Annotated in this window: 18 protein-coding genes, 3 tRNA genes, 3 rRNA genes, 1 other RNA gene and 1 other annotated feature; of the genes, 6 read left to right on the top strand and 19 right to left on the bottom strand. The window is 43.0% G+C overall.

Annotated features, from left to right (window positions below; translation table 11 throughout):
* Window positions 1-36: 36 nt before the first annotated feature.
* The 11 genes from NSQ36_RS00180 to tadA all read right to left on the bottom strand — a co-directional run bounded on the left by NSQ36_RS00180 (window position 37) and on the right by tadA (window position 9,546).
* Window positions 37-2,967 (bottom strand): 23S ribosomal RNA (locus NSQ36_RS00180).
* 98 nt (window positions 2,968-3,065) lie between these two features.
* A tRNA-Ala gene (locus tag NSQ36_RS00175) sits at window positions 3,066-3,141 on the bottom strand.
* 14 nt (window positions 3,142-3,155) lie between these two features.
* Window positions 3,156-3,232: transfer RNA gene (locus NSQ36_RS00170), tRNA-Ile, on the bottom strand.
* A gap of 95 nt (window positions 3,233-3,327) precedes the next feature.
* A 16S ribosomal RNA gene (locus NSQ36_RS00165) occupies window positions 3,328-4,876 on the bottom strand.
* The 16S and 23S rRNA genes sit together here with 2 tRNA genes alongside, the layout of an rRNA operon.
* 276 nt (window positions 4,877-5,152) lie before the next feature.
* Window positions 5,153-5,416, bottom strand: a complete 264-nt coding sequence (locus NSQ36_RS00160; protein ID WP_003218084.1) for a pro-sigmaK processing inhibitor BofA family protein — start codon at window positions 5,414-5,416, stop codon at window positions 5,153-5,155.
* A gap of 66 nt (window positions 5,417-5,482) precedes the next feature.
* Window positions 5,483-5,707 (bottom strand): YaaL family protein, encoded by a 225-nt coding sequence (locus NSQ36_RS00155; protein ID WP_003218088.1) that lies wholly within the window; start codon window positions 5,705-5,707, stop codon window positions 5,483-5,485.
* Between the two features lie 18 nt (window positions 5,708-5,725).
* Window positions 5,726-6,322 carry a recombination protein RecR gene (recR, locus tag NSQ36_RS00150; protein WP_050945828.1) on the bottom strand — a complete coding sequence of 199 codons (597 nt, stop codon included), beginning with the start codon at window positions 6,320-6,322 and terminating at the stop codon, window positions 5,726-5,728.
* Between the two features lie 15 nt (window positions 6,323-6,337).
* Window positions 6,338-6,661 carry a YbaB/EbfC family nucleoid-associated protein gene (locus NSQ36_RS00145; RefSeq protein ID WP_008342011.1) on the bottom strand — a complete coding sequence of 108 codons (324 nt, stop codon included), beginning with the start codon at window positions 6,659-6,661 and terminating at the stop codon, window positions 6,338-6,340.
* Window positions 6,662-6,687: 26 nt separating this feature from the next.
* Window positions 6,688-8,400, bottom strand: a complete 1,713-nt coding sequence (dnaX, locus tag NSQ36_RS00140; RefSeq protein ID WP_339206474.1) for a DNA polymerase III subunit gamma/tau — start codon at window positions 8,398-8,400, stop codon at window positions 6,688-6,690.
* Between the two features lie 328 nt (window positions 8,401-8,728).
* An RNA gene (gene ffs / locus NSQ36_RS00135) (signal recognition particle sRNA large type) lies at window positions 8,729-8,993 on the bottom strand.
* Between the two features lie 76 nt (window positions 8,994-9,069).
* The gene (gene tadA / locus NSQ36_RS00130) at window positions 9,070-9,546 is read right to left on the bottom strand and encodes a tRNA adenosine(34) deaminase TadA (protein ID WP_003218102.1); all 477 of its coding nucleotides are present in this window, start codon (window positions 9,544-9,546) and stop codon (window positions 9,070-9,072) included.
* A 79-nt stretch (window positions 9,547-9,625) separates the two neighbouring features.
* Between tadA and NSQ36_RS00125 the strand changes: the two genes are divergently transcribed.
* The 4 genes from NSQ36_RS00125 (at window position 9,626) to NSQ36_RS00110 (ending at window position 12,886) form a co-directional block, all read left to right on the top strand.
* Window positions 9,626-10,180, top strand: coding sequence for an isochorismatase family cysteine hydrolase (locus NSQ36_RS00125; protein WP_310428319.1), 555 nt, complete (start codon window positions 9,626-9,628; stop codon window positions 10,178-10,180).
* A gap of 45 nt (window positions 10,181-10,225) precedes the next feature.
* A complete protein-coding gene (locus tag NSQ36_RS00120; RefSeq protein WP_339206471.1) occupies window positions 10,226-11,527 on the top strand; it encodes a glycoside hydrolase family 18 protein in 1,302 nt (433 codons plus the stop codon).
* 79 nt (window positions 11,528-11,606) lie between these two features.
* The gene (locus tag NSQ36_RS00115) at window positions 11,607-12,230 is read left to right on the top strand and encodes a deoxynucleoside kinase (protein ID WP_284907821.1); all 624 of its coding nucleotides are present in this window, start codon (window positions 11,607-11,609) and stop codon (window positions 12,228-12,230) included.
* Window positions 12,227-12,886, top strand: coding sequence for a deoxynucleoside kinase (locus tag NSQ36_RS00110; RefSeq protein WP_012009062.1), 660 nt, complete (start codon window positions 12,227-12,229; stop codon window positions 12,884-12,886). The genes NSQ36_RS00115 and NSQ36_RS00110 overlap by 4 nt, the downstream gene beginning before the upstream one ends.
* A gap of 89 nt (window positions 12,887-12,975) precedes the next feature.
* Here NSQ36_RS00110 and NSQ36_RS00105 read toward each other — a convergent pair.
* From NSQ36_RS00105 to pdxS, 5 genes are all read right to left on the bottom strand, one after another.
* Window positions 12,976-13,068, bottom strand: a tRNA-Ser gene (locus NSQ36_RS00105).
* A 129-nt stretch (window positions 13,069-13,197) separates the two neighbouring features.
* The gene (locus NSQ36_RS00100; protein ID WP_003218096.1) at window positions 13,198-14,028 is read right to left on the bottom strand and encodes a methyl-accepting chemotaxis protein; all 831 of its coding nucleotides are present in this window, start codon (window positions 14,026-14,028) and stop codon (window positions 13,198-13,200) included.
* A 102-nt stretch (window positions 14,029-14,130) separates the two neighbouring features.
* A complete protein-coding gene (gene serS / locus NSQ36_RS00095; RefSeq protein WP_339206469.1) occupies window positions 14,131-15,405 on the bottom strand; it encodes a serine--tRNA ligase in 1,275 nt (424 codons plus the stop codon).
* A 49-nt stretch (window positions 15,406-15,454) separates the two neighbouring features.
* Window positions 15,455-15,671, bottom strand: a binding site (T-box leader).
* A gap of 53 nt (window positions 15,672-15,724) precedes the next feature.
* Window positions 15,725-16,315, bottom strand: a complete 591-nt coding sequence (gene pdxT, locus NSQ36_RS00090) for a pyridoxal 5'-phosphate synthase glutaminase subunit PdxT (RefSeq protein ID WP_106030392.1) — start codon at window positions 16,313-16,315, stop codon at window positions 15,725-15,727.
* A gap of 20 nt (window positions 16,316-16,335) precedes the next feature.
* Complete coding sequence (gene pdxS, locus NSQ36_RS00085) at window positions 16,336-17,220, bottom strand: pyridoxal 5'-phosphate synthase lyase subunit PdxS (protein WP_003218112.1); 885 nt, start codon at window positions 17,218-17,220, stop codon at window positions 16,336-16,338.
* 245 nt (window positions 17,221-17,465) lie between these two features.
* Between pdxS and NSQ36_RS00080 the strand changes: the two genes are divergently transcribed.
* On the top strand, window positions 17,466-18,944 hold the full coding sequence (locus tag NSQ36_RS00080; protein WP_253621940.1) for a PLP-dependent aminotransferase family protein: 1,479 nt from the start codon (window positions 17,466-17,468) through the stop codon (window positions 18,942-18,944).
* Between the two features lie 41 nt (window positions 18,945-18,985).
* Here NSQ36_RS00080 and NSQ36_RS00075 read toward each other — a convergent pair whose 3' ends face one another.
* Window positions 18,986-20,311: a D-alanyl-D-alanine carboxypeptidase family protein gene (locus NSQ36_RS00075; RefSeq protein ID WP_003218098.1), complete on the bottom strand. Its 1,326-nt coding sequence runs from the start codon at window positions 20,309-20,311 to the stop codon at window positions 18,986-18,988.
* Window positions 20,312-20,471: 160 nt separating this feature from the next.
* Window positions 20,472-21,938, bottom strand: a complete 1,467-nt coding sequence (gene guaB, locus NSQ36_RS00070) for an IMP dehydrogenase (protein WP_003218109.1) — start codon at window positions 21,936-21,938, stop codon at window positions 20,472-20,474.
* Between the two features lie 121 nt (window positions 21,939-22,059).
* On the opposite strand from guaB, the gene NSQ36_RS00065 reads away from it, so the two are divergent.
* Window positions 22,060-23,028, top strand: a complete 969-nt coding sequence (locus tag NSQ36_RS00065) for a YaaC family protein (protein WP_253621941.1) — start codon at window positions 22,060-22,062, stop codon at window positions 23,026-23,028.
* Window positions 23,029-23,039: 11 nt separating this feature from the next.
* Here NSQ36_RS00065 and rrf read toward each other — a convergent pair.
* Window positions 23,040-23,155: ribosomal RNA gene (gene rrf, locus NSQ36_RS00060) — 5S ribosomal RNA — on the bottom strand.
* Between the last annotated feature and the right edge of the window lie 10 nt (window positions 23,156-23,165).

Raw genomic sequence — 23,165 nt, 5'->3', positions numbered from 1 at the left:
AACTAGATAACAATGTTCAAGCTTCACATTAGAATATAGGTTAAGTCCTCGATCTATTAGTATCTGTCAGCTCCACGTGTCACCACGCTTCCACCTCAGACCTATCAACCTGATCATCTTTCAGGGATCTTACTTCCTTGCGGAATGGGAAATCTCATCTTGAGGGGGGCTTCATGCTTAGATGCTTTCAGCACTTATCCCGTCCGCACATAGCTACCCAGCGATGCCCTTGGCAGAACAACTGGTACACCAGCGGTGCGTCCATCCCGGTCCTCTCGTACTAAGGACAGCTCCTCTCAAATTTCCTGCGCCCGCGACGGATAGGGACCGAACTGTCTCACGACGTTCTGAACCCAGCTCGCGTACCGCTTTAATGGGCGAACAGCCCAACCCTTGGGACCGACTACAGCCCCAGGATGCGATGAGCCGACATCGAGGTGCCAAACCTCCCCGTCGATGTGGACTCTTGGGGGAGATAAGCCTGTTATCCCCGGGGTAGCTTTTATCCGTTGAGCGATGGCCCTTCCATGCGGAACCACCGGATCACTAAGCCCGACTTTCGTCCCTGCTCGACTTGTAGGTCTCGCAGTCAAGCTCCCTTGTGCCTTTACACTCTGCGAATGATTTCCAACCATTCTGAGGGAACCTTTGGGCGCCTCCGTTACATTTTAGGAGGCGACCGCCCCAGTCAAACTGCCCACCTGACACTGTCTCCCTGCCCGATAAGGGCAGCGGGTTAGAAGGTCAATACAGCCAGGGTAGTATCCCACCGATGCCTCCACCGAAGCTAGCGCTCCGGTTTCCAAGGCTCCTACCTATCCTGTACAAGCTGTACCAACATTCAATATCAGGCTGCAGTAAAGCTCCACGGGGTCTTTCCGTCCTGTCGCGGGTAACCTGCATCTTCACAGGTACTATAATTTCACCGAGTCTCTCGTTGAGACAGTGCCCAGATCGTTGCGCCTTTCGTGCGGGTCGGAACTTACCCGACAAGGAATTTCGCTACCTTAGGACCGTTATAGTTACGGCCGCCGTTTACTGGGGCTTCAATTCGCACCTTCGCTTACGCTAAGCGCTCCTCTTAACCTTCCAGCACCGGGCAGGCGTCAGCCCCTATACTTCGCCTTACGGCTTCGCAGAGACCTGTGTTTTTGCTAAACAGTCGCCTGGGCCTATTCACTGCGGCTTCTCGGGGCTTTAACACCCTAAGAAGCACCCCTTCTCCCGAAGTTACGGGGTCATTTTGCCGAGTTCCTTAACGAGAGTTCTCTCGATCACCTTAGGATTCTCTCCTCGCCTACCTGTGTCGGTTTGCGGTACGGGCACCTCTCACCTCGCTAGAGGCTTTTCTTGGCAGTGTGGAATCAGGAACTTCGCTACTAAATTTCGCTCGCCATCACAGCTCAGCCTTCACGGGAAACGGATTTGCCTATTTCCCAGCCTAACTGCTTGGACGCGGATATCCAATACCGCGCTTACCCTATCCTCCTGCGTCCCCCCATTGCTCAAATGGTGAGGAGGTGGTACAGGAATATCAACCTGTTGTCCATCGCCTACGCCTTTCGGCCTCGGCTTAGGTCCCGACTAACCCTGAGCGGACGAGCCTTCCTCAGGAAACCTTAGGCATTCGGTGGACGGGATTCTCACCCGTCTTTCGCTACTCATACCGGCATTCTCACTTCTAAGCGCTCCACCAGTCCTTCCGGTCTGACTTCACAGCACTTAGAACGCTCTCCTACCACTGTTCGTAAGAACAGTCCGCAGCTTCGGTGATACGTTTAGCCCCGGTACATTTTCGGCGCAGAGTCACTCGACCAGTGAGCTATTACGCACTCTTTAAATGGTGGCTGCTTCTAAGCCAACATCCTGGTTGTCTAAGCAACTCCACATCCTTTTCCACTTAACGTATACTTTGGGACCTTAGCTGGCGGTCTGGGCTGTTTCCCTTTCGACTACGGATCTTATCACTCGCAGTCTGACTCCCAAGGATAAGTCATCGGCATTCGGAGTTTGACTGAATTCGGTAACCCGGTAGGGGCCCCTAGTCCAATCAGTGCTCTACCTCCGAGACTCTTACCTTGAGGCTAGCCCTAAAGCTATTTCGGAGAGAACCAGCTATCTCCAGGTTCGATTGGCATTTCACCCCTACCCACACCTCATCCCCGCACTTTTCAACGTGCGTGGGTTCGGGCCTCCATTCAGTGTTACCTGAACTTCACCCTGGACATGGGTAGATCACCTGGTTTCGGGTCTACGACCACGTACTCATGCGCCCTATTCAGACTCGCTTTCGCTGCGGCTCCGCATCTTCTGCTTAACCTTGCACGGGATCGTAACTCGCCGGTTCATTCTACAAAAGGCACGCCATCACCCTTTAACGGGCTCTGACTACTTGTAGGCACACGGTTTCAGGATCTATTTCACTCCCCTTCCGGGGTGCTTTTCACCTTTCCCTCACGGTACTGGTTCACTATCGGTCACTAGGGAGTATTTAGCCTTGGGAGATGGTCCTCCCGGATTCCGACGGAATTTCACGTGTTCCGCCGTACTCAGGATCCACTCTGGAGAGAACAACATTTCAGTTACAGGGCTGTTACCTTCTTTGGCGGGCCTTTCCAGACCTCTTCGCTTATATCGTTCCTTTGTAACTCCGTATAGAGTGTCCTACAACCCCAAGAGGCAAGCCTCTTGGTTTGGGCTGTTCCCGTTTCGCTCGCCGCTACTCAGGGAATCGCATTTGCTTTCTCTTCCTCCGGGTACTTAGATGTTTCAGTTCCCCGGGTATGCCTTCTCATACTCTATGTATTCAAGTATGGATACTACTCCATTACGAGCAGTGGGTTTCCCCATTCGGAAATCTCCGGATCAAAGCTTGCTTACAGCTCCCCGAAGCATATCGGTGTTCGTCCCGTCCTTCATCGGCTCCTAGTGCCAAGGCATCCACCGTGCGCCCTTTCTAACTTAACCATTTCTTACTTTAGAAAGAATCACTATGTGTGATGAACTTTGCATTGCATTCAATGTGAATGTATTACTTATTGTTATCTAGTTTTCAAAGAACACGTTGGTGGAGCCTAGCGGGATCGAACCGCTGACCTCCTGCGTGCAAGGCAGGCGCTCTCCCAGCTGAGCTAAGGCCCCGATTTAATAGAAGATGGTGGGCCTGAGTGGACTCGAACCACCGACCTCACGCTTATCAGGCGTGCGCTCTAACCAGCTGAGCTACAGGCCCATCTTTCATATCGAAGATATGATGTTGTAGGATCTTTTGCAAGTTCCTTCAAAACTAAACAAGACGAAAACGCACACTGCTCCATATATCCTTAGAAAGGAGGTGATCCAGCCGCACCTTCCGATACGGCTACCTTGTTACGACTTCACCCCAATCATCTGCCCCACCTTCGGCGGCTGGCTCCATAAAGGTTACCTCACCGACTTCGGGTGTTGCAAACTCTCGTGGTGTGACGGGCGGTGTGTACAAGGCCCGGGAACGTATTCACCGCGGCATGCTGATCCGCGATTACTAGCGATTCCAGCTTCACGCAGTCGAGTTGCAGACTGCGATCCGAACTGAGAACAGATTTATGGGATTGGCTAAACCTTGCGGTCTCGCAGCCCTTTGTTCTGTCCATTGTAGCACGTGTGTAGCCCAGGTCATAAGGGGCATGATGATTTGACGTCATCCCCACCTTCCTCCGGTTTGTCACCGGCAGTCACCTTAGAGTGCCCAACTAAATGCTGGCAACTAAGATCAAGGGTTGCGCTCGTTGCGGGACTTAACCCAACATCTCACGACACGAGCTGACGACAACCATGCACCACCTGTCACTCTGTCCCCGAAGGGAAAGCCCTATCTCTAGGGTTGTCAGAGGATGTCAAGACCTGGTAAGGTTCTTCGCGTTGCTTCGAATTAAACCACATGCTCCACCGCTTGTGCGGGCCCCCGTCAATTCCTTTGAGTTTCAGTCTTGCGACCGTACTCCCCAGGCGGAGTGCTTAATGCGTTAGCTGCAGCACTAAGGGGCGGAAACCCCCTAACACTTAGCACTCATCGTTTACGGCGTGGACTACCAGGGTATCTAATCCTGTTCGCTCCCCACGCTTTCGCTCCTCAGCGTCAGTTACAGACCAGAGAGTCGCCTTCGCCACTGGTGTTCCTCCACATCTCTACGCATTTCACCGCTACACGTGGAATTCCACTCTCCTCTTCTGCACTCAAGTTTCCCAGTTTCCAATGACCCTCCCCGGTTGAGCCGGGGGCTTTCACATCAGACTTAAGAAACCGCCTGCGAGCCCTTTACGCCCAATAATTCCGGACAACGCTTGCCACCTACGTATTACCGCGGCTGCTGGCACGTAGTTAGCCGTGGCTTTCTGGTTAGGTACCGTCAAGGTGCGAGCAGTTACTCTCGCACTTGTTCTTCCCTAACAACAGAGCTTTACGATCCGAAAACCTTCATCACTCACGCGGCGTTGCTCCGTCAGACTTTCGTCCATTGCGGAAGATTCCCTACTGCTGCCTCCCGTAGGAGTCTGGGCCGTGTCTCAGTCCCAGTGTGGCCGATCACCCTCTCAGGTCGGCTACGCATCGTCGCCTTGGTGAGCCATTACCCCACCAACTAGCTAATGCGCCGCGGGTCCATCTGTAAGTGACAGCCGAAACCGTCTTTCATCCTTGAACCATGCGGTTCAAGGAACTATCCGGTATTAGCTCCGGTTTCCCGGAGTTATCCCAGTCTTACAGGCAGGTTACCCACGTGTTACTCACCCGTCCGCCGCTAACATCCGGGAGCAAGCTCCCTTCTGTCCGCTCGACTTGCATGTATTAGGCACGCCGCCAGCGTTCGTCCTGAGCCAGGATCAAACTCTCCGAAAAAGTACAAAACCGAAGTTTTGTTTTTCGTCAGCGTTTGACTGACTACCTATGATGTTTCATAGGGTTTTTTTATAAAAACTCGAATTAACAGGTACGTTTTGTCTTGTTTAGTTTTCAAAGAACTTGTTTACCGCTTCAGAAGCGACTAGAACATCATACCATATTTAAATTGTTGATGTCAACAACTTTTTTGTTATCATGTTATTTCGTTTCTTCGTCATCAGCGACGTATATTAATTTACCACCATAAGGGATCAAAGTCAACAATATTTCTCATTAAATAATAAATTTTTCAATTACGACTAAAGCTGCTACGCCTGGGATGCCCAATAGACCACTGATTCCACTTGTTACAGGGTTAATAGAGACATGTAATCCTAGACTCTCACCAAATAGATTGAGGCAAAATAAAAAAAGAGCACCTGCCACAAACTTTATTCCGATCAGCCCTAACCATTTGATGGGGTTCGCTTGAACACCTGACATAAACAACAATAATACAGCAAGCAAAATTGACCCGATCACAATAACAGGTTCCATAATCCTCTCATCTCCTCTTCATATGAATAGTACAAGCATATGAGAGGACTATGTAAAATAGACCTGCTATCTCCAGTTGTTTAAACGTAAATTCCTCTTTTTCGCTTCTCTTAGATAGAAAAAGTACTTCGCTTGAGCAAGCTTTAATTCGAATAGAATGTCCGGTGAAGGCTCAACGCTATTTGCGACAAGCTTTTTTTGTCTGTTCCATTCTTCCTTTTGCTTAAAAAGCTGTTGAATTAATTTCTCATCGAATTCTTTTCGAATTGATTTTCTGCGAAGAAAACCCATGTACCGTACTTCTCCTTCCTACATCTCACGTCTGCCCTCTAGAGCTTTAGACAGTGTGACTTCATCCGCATACTCTAAGTCTCCACCTACTGGTAGTCCGTGAGCAATACGAGAGAGTTTAATTCCTGATGGTTTCAACAATCTAGAGATATACATGGCTGTAGCCTCTCCTTCAATGTTTGGATTCGTTGCAAGGATTACCTCTGTCACTTGATCGTCTTGCAATCTTTTTAACAGGTCAGGAATTTTAATGTCCTCTGGGCCAATGCCATCCATTGGCGAAATGGCACCATGAAGCACATGATATAAGCCGTTGTATTCTTTCATCTTTTCCATTGCGATCACATCTTTTGGATCTTGTACTACACAGATAACAGATTGATCTCTTCTTGTATCTTCACAAATATAGCAAGGATCTTGATCTGTGATATGGCCGCATACCGAGCAATTAGTTAAATTACGCTTTGCGTTAACAAGCGCCTTCGCGAAATCTAGTACGACATCTTCCTGCATACTAAGAACAAAAAAAGCCAGACGGACCGCGGTTTTCGGTCCGATTCCTGGCAATTTCATAAAGCTGTCTATCAGCTTTGATATTGGTTCAGGATATTGCATCTTCAGTTATTCCTCCTAGAATAAACCTGGCATGTTCATTCCTTTTGTGAATTGACCCATTGTTTCATTTGTTAACTCATCAACTTTTTTCAATGCATCGTTTGTCGCTGCAAGTACAAGATCTTGAAGCATATCGATATCTTCTGGATCAACAACTTCTTCATTGATTGCTACATCAACAACTTCTTTTTGTCCATTTACTTTTACAGTGACCATACCGCCACCTGCTGTACCTTCAAGGACTTTTTCTGCAAGCTCTTCTTGAGCCTTAGCCATATCCTTTTGCATTTTTTGCATTTGTTTCATCATTTTTTGCATATTTCCCATTCCACCGCGCATATGAACACCACTCTCTTTCATTTTTATTAATCTTTAATTTCTATTAAATCGGTTCCTACTAACTTCTTTGCTTCTGCAATCAATGGATCCTCTTCAGCAGAAGTCCCCTGACCATCTGCCTGTTCATCCGGCTGATGATCTCTTAAAAATTCTTCTCTTATTTTACCCCATTGAGCGTCAGGAACGCCAACTAATTCCACTCTTTTCCCTAACATAGACTCTAATAGCTGCTCAAGGTTGGTTCGAACACCACTTTTATCTTCAGCAACCATTTTACAGTGTATTTCAAACTTGAATTTTAAAACAAAGGCATGAGTAGCAGCAGCAACTGGTTCACTATCCGTTAATAGTGCAGCGTGAGACACCTTATTCTGCTGTTTCAAGTGGGCAAGGAGTTCTCCCCACTTACCTTTAATTTTTTCTAGCTCTGGACGTTTTGCCTCTTTTAGAATTTCGTGAATTCGACCGACAGGTGCACGGTATCCATTTTTGTTACTCGTTTGTGGTCGAGGTGCTTCCTTTTTTTCTTGAGGATGATGAGAATGAGACATTGGCACACCCTCAGCTCTTATCCTAGATAGCTCCTGTTCCAACCTGTCTATTTTATCCGTTAGCGTCGTTAAATCAGCGTTAGCATGAGCTTGTGGTATTCCAGCCGTTGACTGACATAGCTTGACAACAGCTACCTCAAAGAAAATCCTTGGATGATTCGTCCATTTCATTTCTTGGTGACTTTTATTCAGCACTTCAATTGTTTCATATAGAAATTGAGGTGTCACACGATCCGAAAGCGTACCGAAATTTTCATCGACCTTTACCTTTTCAAGGACCCCTTCCAGATCTGGTGCTGTTTTATAAAGCAGCATATCTCTAAAGTAAAAAATCATGTCCTCTATTAATTTAGCAGCATCTTTCCCCTGCTGAAGTAATTCATTTAAGGTATCTAACGCCACGGCAATATTTTGATCAAAAATTGCTTCGGCTAGCTGACTAATGAATTGCTGAGAAACAGCTCCTGTAATGAGCAGCGCATCATCAATTGTCAGTTGCTCACCACTAAATGAAATTGCTTGATCTAAGAGGCTTAGTGCATCACGCATACCACCATCAGCTGCACTAGCGATAATCTCGAGCGAGCCCTCTTGGACATTTAGGCTTTCTGCATCTACAATTTTCTGCATTCTTCCAACAATATCTTTTGTCGTGATTCGTTTAAAATCAAATCTCTGACAACGAGATATGATGGTAAGAGGAATCTTATGAGGCTCTGTGGTAGCCAAAATAAAGATACAATGAGCGGGCGGCTCCTCTAACGTTTTAAGGAGGGCATTAAACGCCCCGATAGAGAGCATATGTACTTCATCTATAATATAAACCTTATATGTAACCGCCGAAGGAGCAAATTTCACTTTATCACGTATATCACGGATTTCATCTACTCCGTTGTTTGAGGCAGCATCTATTTCGATCACATCTGAAATCGAGCCGTTTGTAATCCCTTTACAGGCATCACATTCATTACAAGGTTCACTCACAGGTGACTTTTCACAGTTCACTGCCTTCGCAAAGATTTTAGCAGCGCTTGTTTTACCTGTTCCTCTAGGACCTGAAAATAAGTAAGCATGAGAAAACTTCTTCTGCAAAAGGGCATTTTGCAACGTTTTTGTGATGTGTTCTTGTCCAACAACATCCTCAAAAACTTGAGGTCTGAACACTCGATACAAAGCTTGATAACTCACAAATACGCCCTCCTCCATTTATCATCTTTTTTATTATACATGATGCACCGATCAATTCAAAAGCACACCTTTATTTTCTAATAAACGAAAATGATGATTTCAACTATAGTTTTTCTACTTCTATGAACCCAAAACCTGTTTTCTAGATTTTCGAATTGATCTGCCACACCACGAGGAACACTAGTTCCCGCTGCGATTAATAAAAAACAAAAAAACTCTAAAAAGATTTTTTGGCTATTTGTATAAACAAAGCAGCTGAACTATTCTTTAAACAGCAACAAAAAACTCACCTAGATTAACTAGATGAGTTACATTTAATATTGATTTACCGTGCACCTTCTTTCGATTCGCTACCCCAAGCGTTACTTAAACAGTTAGCTCGGCCCAGGCAACCCTGCGGCACATGAGAGGTTTCACTTAATGCTGCTTCCTTCCGGACCTGACATGGTTCATGAATTCCCATTGCGCAGGACCCAGACGTCAACACCACTTATTTAAGGCAGACCTTGAAGTAAACGAACCTTGAGAAGGGATTCGGCCTCGCTAGAGCGGATTGCGAGTACAGGGCACCGCTACCTCCCCGCTTAGCACGGCAAAATGAATATTAAATTGTTAGTGACGCAGACATAAGTATACCTTCTTATAGCCGAAATTGCAAACGACATCCATTCATTTACTTTTGGCTTGTTTCTTTCGCTGACGGAGATTTCGGAAGAACTGACTTAACAGCTCACCACACTCATTTTCAAGTACACCACCAATGACTTCAGACTGATGATTGAACCGTTCATCATCCAGTAAATTCATTAAAGTACCTGCACATCCACCTTTTGGATCGTATGCACCAAAAACGACCTTTTTCACTCTAGAAAGGACAATCGCTCCCGCACACATAGGACATGGTTCAAGCGTCACATAAAGTACAGCATCCTCTAAACGCCAGCTTCCAGTCGTTTTACACGCTTCATCAATGGCAAGTAATTCTGCATGTGCAATTGAACGCTGCTCTGTTTCCCTTAAATTATGAGCTCGGCTCACAATTTGGTCATCAACAACGATGATGGCACCGATTGGTACTTCTCCTATTTGTTCTGCTTTTAAGGCTTCAGAAATAGCTTCTTGCATAAACTGTTCATCTCTCGTCATAGCTCGGCTCTCTTTTCATGTTTTTTAAAAGGATATTGAGGTTAACATATTAGCACAATCTTTTAAAGGGGGTCTTACTTTGTCAAAGCACCAAAAGGCACTGCTTATTATCGACATGATTAATAATTTTGATTTTGAAATGGGACATGTGCTCGCTGATAAAACAGAGCAAATGACCAATAAGATTTTAGCTCTTAAAGATCATGCTTTCAAGGAAAATTGGCCGATCATCTATATCAACGACCACTATGGTCTCTGGAAGGCTGATATTCAAGCTGTGATGGAAACATGCAAAAGTGAAAGAAGCGCCCCTATTTTAGAGAAAATGGCACCATCTAAAGATGATTACTTCTTAATTAAACCGAAGCATTCTGCCTTCTATGGAACTGCATTAGAGACACTCTTAAATGAATTAGGTGTACAAGACATCATTTTGACCGGAATTGCAGGAAACATTTGCGTTCTGTTCACTGCAAATGACGCATACATGCGAGAATACAACTTAATTGTACCTGAAGATTGTATCGCATCAAATGACGACAGAGACAACGAATATGCTTTAACGATGATGGAGAACGTTCTACTAGCAAAAATCACCACTGCTAAAGAGATCACGAATGAAAATCAAACATGATTTATCCATAACCCTCATAAATTGTTAGCAATAACAAAGGGGGCGTTGACTATTCAAATTTATGTTGTCAAAAGAGGAGATACTTTAAACGAAATTGCCATGCGTTTTAAAACAACAGTCAATGAAATCATCCGTACCAACGATATTGAAACACCAAATCAACTCGTCATTGGACAAACAATTGTCATTCCAATTAGAGGTCAATTTTATGAGGTCAAACAAAATGACACACTTTATCAAATTGGAAGACGATTTCGAATTTCAGTGGAAGAGTTGGCACGTGTGAATAGAATACGGCCTGAAGCGATACTTCCTATTCGCTTCTTGCTCTATATTCCTCAAAGACCGAAAAGGAACATTAACTCGAATGCTTACATTGAACCACGGGGAAATCAAGTCAGTGAAAACTTAAAACAAGCAGCTAGAGAGGCCTCTCCATATTTAACGCATTTAGGCGCCTTTAGTTTTCAAGCGCAAAGAGATGGAACACTGAAAGAACCACCGTTAGATCAGCTACCTCAAATAGCCGCTCAGAGCAGAACCGTTTTATCCATGGTGGTGACTAACCTAGAGAATGATAAATTCAGTGATGAACTTGGGCAAATTCTTTTGAATAACCAATCTGTCAAAGCCACATTTTTAAATGAAATCGTTCGTGTTGCAAAAAAGTATCAATTAAAAGAAATCCATTTTGATTTTGAATATTTACGTCCCGCTGATAAAGATGCCTACATTCAATTTTTAAGAGAGGCAACAACCCGCTTCCATCAAGAAGGATGGACAATATCTGTTGCACTTGCCCCTAAAACAAGTAGTCAGCAAAAGGGAAAATGGTATGAAGCTCATGACTATGAAGCCATTGGGAAGATCGTCGATCATGTTGTATTAATGACCTACGAATGGGGATACAGCGGCGGCCCTGCGCAAGCAGTCTCTCCCATTGGACCTGTCCGCCAAGTCATTGAATATGCACTGACCGTTATTCCAGCAAATAAAATTGTTATGGGCCAGAACTTATACGGCTATGATTGGACGCTTCCTTACGTTCAAGGCGGCCCTATTGCTAAAGCTGTCAGTCCCCAACAAGCGATTGCAATTGCTAGAAATAATAATGCCTCCATTCTATATGACGAAACAGCACAAGCACCTTATTTTCGTTATACAGATGTCAATAATAAAGAGCATGAGGTATGGTTCGAAGACGCTAGATCAATTCAAGCAAAGTTCAACCTCATCAAAGAGTTAAACTTGAACGGAATTGCTTATTGGAAATTAGGTCTATCCTTCCCTCAAAATTGGCTCTTATTATCAGATCAATTCAATATTGAAAAAAGAACGACATCGTAATCCGTTCGCTCTATCTCTCGGCAGGGGTATGGTACAATATACATTGGTTTGACAACTTTATAGATAGAGGAGAACGCCTATGTATCCTGCCCCTTTTATTGCAGTGGAAGGCCCAATTGGAGCCGGAAAAACAACTTTGGCTACAATGCTTGCGAAGGAATTTCAATTTCCTTTAGTAAAAGAGATTGTAGAAGAAAATCCATTCTTAGATAAATTTTATGAAGATATGGAACAATGGAGCTTTCAGCTTGAGATGTTCTTTTTATGCAATCGGTTCAAACAATTAGAATCTATTCAAGAAACCTATGTGAATCAACAGCAGCCGATTGTCACTGATTATCATGTCTATAAAAATATGATATTTGCAGAAAGAACATTATCAAAAAAGCACATGGACAAATACAGAAAGATCTATCACCTGCTAACAGATGATCTTCCTAAACCAAATGCCATCATCTATATAAAAGCGAGCCTTCCTACCTTACTTGAAAGAATACAGATGAGAGGACGCTCTTTTGAAGAAGACATTGACCCGGCTTATTTAAAAACACTCATTGAAGATTATGAGCTGGCCATTGAACATTTAAAACAGACTGACCCAGAGCTTCCTATCATTACAATTGAAGGAGATCATACAGACTTCGTTTCCTCACAGCAAGATTACCAGCAAATTGTACAGAACATAAAGGAGCAAGTGCTATGAACAATATCGAAATACCAAAGGATGCAGTGATCACAATCGCCGGGACTGTTGGTGTCGGAAAATCAACTATGACTAAAACAATAGCGGACAAGCTCGGCTTTCAAACCTCTCTTGAAAAAGTAGATGATAACCCATACTTAGAGCCCTTTTATTCAGATTTCCAAAGATGGAGCTTCCATTTACAGGTCTATTTCCTAGCTGAGCGTTTTAAGGAGCAAAAGCGGATTTTTGAATCTGGTGGAGGGTATGTGCAAGATCGTTCAATTTATGAGGACACTGGCATTTTCGCAAAAATGCATGCGGACAAAGGTACGATGTCTGAAGTAGATTATGAAACGTATACAAGTCTATTCGAGGCGATGGTGATGACACCTTACTTCCCTCACCCTGATGTTCTCATCTATTTGCACGGGGATTTAAATCACATTTTACATCGTATTGAGGAACGCGGCAGAGAGATGGAAACTCAAACGGATCGAGCCTATTGGGAAGAAATGTATACTCGATACACGGAATGGATTGAACAATTCGATTTATGCCCAGTGATTAAAATTAACATTGAAGATTACGACTTACTTCATGATGAAAGCTCACTTGATCCAATTCTTCATGAAATTGCTTCTGTTATTCAAAAAAATCGCTCTAAAACAAAATAAAAAAAACCGCTGCATTTCGCGAATGCAGCGGTTTGACAATTCCAATTTTTATGCTTGCGTTTCAATTCAACTAAGGTAAAAAATCAATATGGCGGAGGAAGAGGGATTCGAACCCCCGCGGGCTTTGACACCCCTGTCGGTTTTCAAGACCGATCCCTTCAGCCGGACTTGGGTATTCCTCCGTATCGACAAGAATTAATATACCATATCGATTTATTTCAAGTCAACATCTTTTCGAAAAAAATTTCATTAAGTTATTTTGGCATGAGAATCTGCCCATAAAAAAGCAGCCATCGACGGCTGCTCTTGATCTATTTTGTATCCTGTCTAATCTCTTCAATAAAATGATTCATCTCTTCTTTAAACTCATTTAATGATTCAATAATTTTCGTAAAGTCTGTCACTTGTTTTGCTTGTTCATTTGTTGAACTGCTGATTTGTGAGATGTTTTCAGACAAAGTGCCAATGCTGTCTTGGATCTCTTTTAAGAAGGTATTAATGGTTTCAGCCGCTTCCTTTGAGCCATCTGATAATTTACGAACTTCATCAGCTACGACAGCAAACCCTTTTCCATTCTCTCCTGCTCTTGCTGCTTCAATTGCAGCATTTAGGCCTAGCAAATTGGTTTGTCTAGCAATCCCGCCAATGGTTTTGACGACTTCTTCAATATTTGCAGATTTCTCTTCCGCTCTTCCTGCCTGTTCGCTTATTTCTAAACTTGTGGCAGCCAGCTCTTGTGAATGCGCAGCAATTTGCTCAATTCCACTTTGAAGTTCTTTCGCTACATCATTGATATGCTCCATGTAACCACTTAATTTCTTTTCACGATGATGTGAAAATGCCACTAAAAAAGAGCCAATTACTTTTCTATTTTCATCAAAAATCGGGTAACCTTTTACTGCAATTTCATAACCATATAAAGACTCTGGTAAATGACCGTCATATTCTTGTCCTCTTAATGTCGTCGCCACGTTTTGGTCTTCTGGGTTCAATGGGTCCCCAACCTTCATGCCAAAATCTATTGTTTTAGACGGATAGTAACAAAGCACCTTCTCTGTATCAGTGATGCCGAAAAGGATACTTTCATCTAGAACTTTTCTAATTAATTGAGCCATTTCAACATAATAGTCAAGCCTATTCAAGGTTATTCCTTCTTTCCTAGAAGCTTTTAGTATTTCTATCGGCTAAATTTAGGAAAACTGTAGAACTTTTGGGAAAAAGAAATAAGATGCCATAGCGGCATCTTATTTCATGACTTCTTTATTTCCCATATAAGGACGCAGTACTTCAGGGATGATCACAGTGCCGTCCTCTTGTTGATAGTTTTCTAAAATGGCCGCCACGGTTCTTCCTACTGCTAAACCAGATCCATTTAATGTGTGCACATGCTCTAGCTTGGCTTTAGGCTCTGGACGGAATCGAATATTTGCACGTCTTGCTTGGAATGCTTCAAAGTTACTGCAAGAAGAAATTTCACGATACGTATCTTGGCTCGGAATCCATACTTCGATGTCGTATTTCTTCGCAGCCGTGAATCCTAAATCTCCCGTACACATGCTCATGACACGGTAGGGCAGGTTTAATAGCTGTAGGACTTTTTCTGCTTGATTTGTTAGTTTCTCTAATTCTTCATAAGAATCTTCAGGTCTTACAAATTTCACAAGCTCTACCTTATTAAATTGATGTTGACGGATGAGTCCGCGTGTATCTCTGCCGGCAGAACCAGCCTCCGATCTAAAGCAAGCACTGAACGCTGCATAATTGATTGGCAGCTGTTCCCCTTCAATTATTTCATCACGGTGCATGTTAGTAATAGGTACTTCAGCTGTTGGAATGAGGAAATAATCTTCTTCACGGATTTTAAAAGCATCCTCTTCGAATTTTGGAAGCTGCCCAGTTCCTGTCATGCTCGCTCTATTGACCATGTAAGGTGGAAGCACTTCAGTAAAACCAAACTCATCTACGTGCAAATCGAGCATAAAGTTATATAGTGCGCGCTCTAAGCGTGCGCCAAGCCCTTTATAAAAAACGAAACGGCTTCCTGTGACTTTTCCTGCACGTTCAAAATCGAGAATGTTTAGTTCATCCGCTACGTCCCAATGTGGCTTTGGCTCAAATGAGAATGCCGGCTGTTCGCCCCATTTTCTCACTTCCACGTTGTCATCTTCTGTTTCCCCAACTGGTACAGTGTCATGAGGGATATTCGGAATAGAGAATAAGATGTGCTGCAAGCTTTCTTCTACTGTTCTTAGCTCATCATCCAGCTTCTTAATCTCATCTCCTACCTCACGCATTTCTTGAATAATGTGATCGGCGTCTTTCTTTTCTCTTTTTAGAACAGCCACTTGCTGTGATACTTCATTTCTTCGGCCCTTTAATTCTTCTGTTTTTCCGATTAGTTCTCTTCTTTTTTGATCCAACTCACCAAACTTATCAAAATCCGCTAAATCTTCGCCTCGGTGTGCTAATTTTTCTTTGATTTGATCAAAGTCCGTGCGCAGTTGTTTAATATCCAGCATGTATAACACTCCTTTTTTTATCGAAAAATAAAAAGAGCCCTCATCCCATGAAAGGGACGAGAGCTCTCGCGTTGCCACCCTGATTGAAAACATGCAGAAGCATGCTTTCCTCTTTCCTCTGTAACGGTATCACCGTAAATGCTTACTTCACGTGTTTCAGCATTTCGCTCAAGGATGGATTCAGACTGCATCTTTCACCGATTCGCACCAACCATCGGCTCTCTGAGAAAGAGGGGCTTCTTACTATTTCCCGTCAACGCTTTTTCGATCTTTGATTGTGATTTTAATGTACTATAAGTTTTATCTCTTTTCAACCGTTTTATACAGCGAGCTTCGTTTTATAGGACTTCACCATTTCAACAAACAGCTGTGTTAACCGGTGGTCGTCTGTCAGCTCTGGATGAAAAGAACAGCCTAAGATATTGTTTTTCTTCGCCATCACAATCCTGCCATCATATTCAGCCATGATGTCTACGCTCTCATCTGCGCTGATGATATGAGGCGCACGGATGAACACTCCTGTAAACGGCGCATCCAGTCCTTTTACTTCTAATTCTGCTTCAAAGCTGTCTACCTGTCTGCCAAATGAATTCCGTGCAACAGATACATTTAACAGTCCAAGATGAGCATCGTCTCGATCTTCTATATGCTTTGCCAGCATAATCAAACCGGCACATGTTCCGAAAATCGGTTTCCCTTCTGCAGCGAACGCTTTGATCGGTTCAATGAATTGGTACGTATCCATGAGTCTTCTCATCGTCGTGCTTTCTCCACCAGGGATAATAAGACCGTCCACAGATGCTAGCTCTTCTGCTCGTTTGATGATCTTCCCTTCTGCAGCGCAAGCTTCAATCGATTGAATATGCTCTCTCACGGCTCCTTGAAGCCCTAGTACACCAATTGTTAGCATGTTCGTTTGCGCTCCCTTAATTACCAGCCACGCTCTTGCATACGCTCTTCTGGCAGTAGATTTGATATTTCAATTCCTTTCATGGCTGTTCCAAGCTCTTTTGAAAGCTCTGCAATGAGACGGTAATCTGTGAAGTGAGTCGTTGCTTCAACAATTGCTTTTGCAAATTTCGCTGGATTGTCTGATTTAAAAATACCAGATCCAACAAATACACCGTCTGCTCCAAGCTGCATCATTAACGCAGCATCTGCTGGTGTCGCAACGCCTCCCGCTGCAAAGTTAACAACAGGGAGCTTGCCATCTTTTTTGATTTGAAGCAATAATTCATACGGTGCTCCTAGGTTCTTCGCTTCTGTCATCAGTTCATCTTCATTCATTGATGCTACTTTACGAATCTGAGCATTGACCTTTCTCATATGACGGACAGCTTCTACAATGTTGCCTGTTCCAGGCTCCCCTTTTGTACGAAGCATAGAAGCGCCTTCTGCGATACGACGGGTTGCTTCACCTAAATCACGGCAACCACAGACAAAAGGTACTGTGTATTCATTTTTATTTAAATGGAATTCCTCATCTGCGGGCGTCAGCACTTCACTCTCATCGATATAATCAACACCAAGTGCTTCAAGAACACGAGCCTCGACGATATGGCCGATACGTGCTTTTGCCATGACTGGAATCGTTACTGCATTTTGTACTTCTTCTACGATTCTTGGGTCTGCCATACGGGCAACACCGCCGGCTGCACGGATATCAGCTGGTACTCGTTCTAGTGCCATAACTGCCACCGCACCTGCTTCTTCTGCGATCTTCGCCTGTTCAGCATTGACGACATCCATAATGACGCCACCCTTTTGCATTTCTGCCATTCCACGTTTCACTCGTTCAGTTCCCTTATTGCTCACAATAGTTTCCTCCCATTTGTCAATTCGATTGATTTACCCCTTTATCATACAAGCGAGACAGTATAACAATAAAGAGAATAGTATAACAATTCAATCAGCCGAAAAAATAGCTTAAACCCTTGTATATAAACGATTACCTGCTAAAAATATGTCATTCTTTCTTTGAAGTGTCATTTACATGCTATAATGCAACTATAACAATTCAAATTCATGTATAACAATTTTGCACTCAATGGAGGTTTCTCATGCATATTGATATCCATCGACATTCTGATACATCGCTTTCAAATCAGATTTACTTTTCAATCATTGATCATATCCAATCGGGTTTGCTTCAACAGGGAGATAAGCTGCCAACTGTACGTGATTTGGCAAAGCAGTTGAATGTGAGTCTTGTCACGGCAGCAAAGGCATACACTCGGCTGAAGGACGACGGATATTTAACGACTGTGCAAGGAAAAGGAACGTTTGTGGATGAGTTGCAAAAGCAGTCAGAGATTCCGGTTCCGTCAGCTACCTCTTTTGATTGGCAGTTATCCATTCCGGATTATTTACCACGATCTCAATTTGCTCAGTATCACTATGTCGAAGAAGCGATCAACCTTTCTTCCTCTATGATCGATCCAGGGCTTTTGCCGAACCGTTATTTAGAAAAAGAAATGCAGCATGTCCTAGCCAGACATCCTCAAATCATGTCAAAGTATGGGGAAATTCAAGGGGATCTTCAGCTTCGGCAGGTCATTCAGTCTTTTTTAGAAAAGCTGGATGTGCCTTCAACTTCTGAGAATATCCTAGTAACTAGTGGTTCTCAGCAAGGGCTTGATCTGGTCGCACGTGCGTTTATCGGTCCTGATGATGTAGTTGTCATGGAAGCACCGACCTATCCAGGCGCCATTGATGTCTTTATGGGGAGAGGGGCAAGAATTATTACAGTCCCGGTTGATCATGAAGGAATGAACATGAAGCAGCTTCAAAGCATTTGTGATAAATATAAACCAAAGCTCATCTACACGATTCCTACTTTTCACAGTCCAACAGGCGCCAGTATGTCAATGAAACGCAGAAAACAACTTCTCTTACTGGCTCAAAGTATTGATTGTCTGATTGTAGAGGATGATCCTTATCGTGAGCTATATTTCGAAAAGAAGCCGCCTGCACCTATCAAAAGTCTGGATCATGATGGACACGTCATTTATTTACGAGGTTTAAGTAAAACACTTGCTCCAGGATGCAGAATTGGGATTATCACTGCTTCAGGCTCGATATTTAATCGTTTATTAGCTGCAAAGGCCAATAATGATTTAGGCAGCCCTCTTCTCACACAAAAAGCCATTCTGCCATTTCTGACTTCAAAGAAAATGATTGATCATACGAAAAAGCTGAGAACCGCCTTGAAGGTGAGACGTGATTTAATGATAGATGTGTTAACGAAGCACGCACCAAAAGATGTGACGTGGCAAATTCCTCAGGGTGGGCTCAATTTGTGGCTTAGCTTTCCTTCCTGGGTTGATACACGTGCACTGCTGCATGAGGCACGTAAACAGCAAATCACCTTTCTGCCTGGCTCTGTGTGCTATCCTGGAGAGCCGAAACAAAACTATATCCGCCTCAGCTTTTCTTATGTGAATGAAAAGGCACTGACCGAGGGAGTGGAAAAGTTATGTGGTATTTTTCAGCAAGCCTTGTCCACTCCTCAAAATCACAAACAATCGCTTTTCTTTTAACGATAAAAAAACTGCTCTCATGCATAGAGAGCAGTTTTTTATTAGAACCAACCTTTTACTGTGTCAACGATTCCGCCCCAAATGCCAGCGAAGAATCCACCTACACCACGCATTGCAAGGATGAACCAGTTTGCTTTTTCATCGCCTGTTTTCGTTATAAGCTCAACACCTGATTGATCTTTATTCAAATAGCCGTAATCCTTCTCATCACCAGAATAAGAAGTCGTCAGCATGCCTACCTTCGTTCCTTTTTTAATAGGAGCTTCGAGTTTTGTTTTCTCGATATTTACTTTTGCTTTAAAGCTCTTTTCGTCGCCATTTTTGACCGGCACAGAGAAAGCTTCTTTCGTAACGACGGGTACTTCTTTGTCTTTGCCTTTGTCGACTTCGATGTTTTCATGTCCTTTGATCTGTTGACCTTTTTTGTACATTTCTTTCATCGTGAAGTTTTTAAACGCATAATCGAACAGTTTTTTCGCCACGTCAAAACGTGCTGTATGAAGATTACCTTTTGCATTCAAGATCACTGCGATGACACGCATGTCACCTTGTTTAGCGGTACCTGTGAAGCTAGAACCAGCTGAATCTGTAGAACCTGTTTTCAGACCGTCTACACCTTTATATTCCTTCACAAGTCCTTTAAGCATGAAGTTCCAGTTAGGCATGTCCATTTCATCGTCTGTGCCTTCTCTGAACTTTGTTTTCGCAATACTTGATGTTTCAAGAATTTCTGGGTGGTCTTTGATGAGATGCTGTGCAAGCAATGCCATATCTTTCGCAGATACTTCACTTTCTTCATCAGGACCTGTACCTTTTGGCTGTTTGCCATGTAAGTCTTTATTTTCTAGTCCAGTTGCATTCACGAATTTGTAGTTTGTTAAACCTAATTCTTTTGCTTTTGCGTTCATTTTTTCAACGAACTTCGATTCTGATCCAGCAATCACTTCTGCTAAGCCAATTGCTGCTGCATTTGCCGAATAAATAGCCGTTGCTTGATAAAGTTCTTTCACTGTATACGAGCCATCTTTTCTCAAAGGAACGTTTGATAAACTGCGGTCCTGAGAAATTTCGTATACATAATCATCTGGCGTATACGTTTGATCCCATTTCACTTTGCCTTCAGCAATCGCTTCTAGTAAAAGATACTCTGTCATCATCTTTGCCATACTTGCAATAGGCAGTCTTTGCTCTGCGTTTTTACTATAAAGGATCTTACCTGTAGAAGCTTCAATTAGGATCGCTGCTTTCGCATTCACATTGAATGGATCTTCAGCTGCTTTTGCTTTGGACATTGGTGTAAATGCTGTCACAATCAATGCCAGTGCAAGGATAGAGACCATAAGCTGTTTCAATATCTTGCTGTTCAATCGTCATACCTCCGTTATCATCTTTTTTCGACATATTTCATATATATTTAATCCACAAGGGCTTATTTCAACACAACAGTATAAATTTTATCACAATAAAGACAAAAAAAATAGACAGAGTCATAGACCCTGTCAAATGTAATTTAACTGTCACAATTTATCAAGAAATTGTGTAGTTTGGTGATTCTTTTGTAATTTGTACATCATGTGGATGACTCTCACGAAGTCCTGCACCAGTCATGCGAATGAACTGTGCATCTTCTCTAAGAGAGCGTAAGTCCTGTGTTCCACAATAGCCCATACCAGAACGGATACCGCCAACGAGTTGATACACTGTATCAACGACTGGTCCTTTGTATGGTGTACGGCCTTCAATACCTTCTGGAACGAATTTTTTATTATCTTCTTGGAAGTAACGATCTTTACTTCCTTTTTCCATTGCAGCGACTGAACCCATACCGCGATAAACTTTGAAGCGTCTACCTTGGAAAATTTCTGTGTCTCCTGGGCTTTCAGATGTACCAGCTAGAAGGCTTCCAAGCATTACAGCATGTCCACCAGATGCTAGAGCTTTTACGATATCACCTGAATATTTAATTCCACCATCTGCAATAATAGCTTTACCATGTTTTCTTGCTTCTGTTGCACAGTCATAGATCGCTGTGATTTGTGGTACACCAACGCCTGCAACAACACGTGTTGTACAAATAGATCCTGGTCCGATACCGACTTTCACAATATCGGCTCCTGCTTCAAACAATGCTTTTGTTGCTTCGGCTGTTGCCACATTACCAGCAATGATATTAAGAGAAGGATACGTTTCACGGATTTTCGATACAGTGTTTAGAACACCTTGTGAATGACCATGTGCCGTATCAATGACAACGACATCCACATTGGCTTCGACTAATTTTCTCACACGAGTCATTGTATCGCCAGTGACACCAACAGCGGCACCAACAATTAAACGACCATGTGCATCTTTAGAGGAGTTAGGGAATTCGATCACTTTTTCAATATCTTTGATGGTGATGAGACCTTTTAACGTTCCTTCGTCATCTAAAAGAGGTAATTTTTCAATTTTGTATTGCTGTAGGATTTTTTCAGCTTCTTCTAACGTCGTACCGACAGAAGCTGTCACAAGTTCCTCTTTTGTCATCACATCGCTAATCTTCATTGAATAATCCGAAATAAATCGAAGGTCACGGTTCGTAATAATACCGACAAGCTTTTGATCTTCTATGTTATTTACAATCGGTACACCTGAAATACGGTACTTACCCATTAGGTGCTCTGCATCAAAGACTTGATGCTCAGGTGTTAAGAAGAATGGATTTGTAATAACGCCGCGCTCTGAACGTTTTACTTTATCCACTTGCTCTGCTTGTTGCTCAATAGACATGTTCTTATGAATGATACCAAGACCACCTTGACGTGCCATTGCAATCGCCATTTGTGATTCAGTCACCGTGTCCATTCCTGCACTGATAATTGGAATGTTTAGTTTTAATGTGCTTGTTAACTCAACTGATAAATCGACATCTCGCGGAAGTACTTCAGACTTAGCTGGAACAAGCAAAACATCGTCAAACGTCAAACCTTCTTTTGAAAATTTACTTTCCCACATTAGTAAATCCCCCTCTTTTCGGCAAAATATTATATGTAGATTATCAACTAGCAAACAGCATGTCAAGGAAGCAACAAACAGTTGCAATTTTTAGAAAATATAAAGAGAGTTGAGGAAGAAGATGAAAAGTTCAGGATGGAAGGATTTAAAACGTTTTTACTCACTCGAAACTTCCCAAAAGTTTCTATATCAACAATATGAGAAACGGAACATTCAAGATGCAAACCAGCAAGCCTATAAAAACTGTGAACGGTTTATTTATTTTTTAAAGCATGGCCATACGTTCTATGAACAGGCAGCTATCGCTCCACTCGAACTGAAGCCCATTTTATTATTTTATGGAATGGCTCAGTTACTAAAGGCCTGTTTACTGACAGTTGATCCTCACTATCCTTCTCAAACCTCTGTTTTGGCCCATGGTGTAACATCGAGAAAGAGAAAGAAGCAGCACTACCGTTTTAGTGAAGATGAGGTGAAAATTCAACGAAATGGACTATGCATGCATGTGTTAAAGCATCTATTTCATTTAAATGGACTTGAAGATGAGCGATTTACGATGATTCATCTCCTCTCAAAGGTACCGGAAATGAGTCATATTCTAGATTTTCAAAAACAGCCCTCAGCATTAGTCAAAGTGGAAAAGGCCAATGGGATGATGATTCAAGATCATATTCCATTGCTTTATAACATGTCTGCTGAACGCTTTATTGAATACTTTGAGTTTCATACAAGTTGGAAACTCAGACAGAGAGAAGCGAAAAAGCTGACGTTTGATGTATCTCTAGAAGAAAACCCAGCGCTCGCTACTCATCTTCATTATGATTTAGAAATGGATCAATGGTATATTCCGTCAACGCGTGATTCCTTTTTAGGGATTCCTGAGATCATCAGTCATTACTTATTAATGTATAACCTCAGTATGATTGCCCGCTACGAAACTGAATGGTGGTACGAGCTGCTGTCTCAATACATTAGTGATGATTACGTCATGATTGAACGCTACATGGAGATTGCCGAAGAGAAGTTCCCAGCTTATATCATGATGCTATTAGAAGAAAAAACAAAAAAGACCAGTTCCGTATGGAACTGATCCTTATACAAGCTTGGCGGCGTCCTACTCTCACAGGGGGAGACCCCCAACTACCATCGGCGCTGAAGAGCTTAACTTCCGTGTTCGGTATGGGAACGGGTGTGACCTCTTCGCTATCGCCACCAAACCTGATGGAG

It is taken from the genome of Bacillus sp. FSL W8-1143 (assembly GCF_037965155.1).
Classification (GTDB): Bacteria; Bacillota; Bacilli; order Bacillales; family Bacillaceae; genus Bacillus; species Bacillus pumilus.
This window is presented reverse-complemented; position numbering and strand designations above follow the sequence as displayed.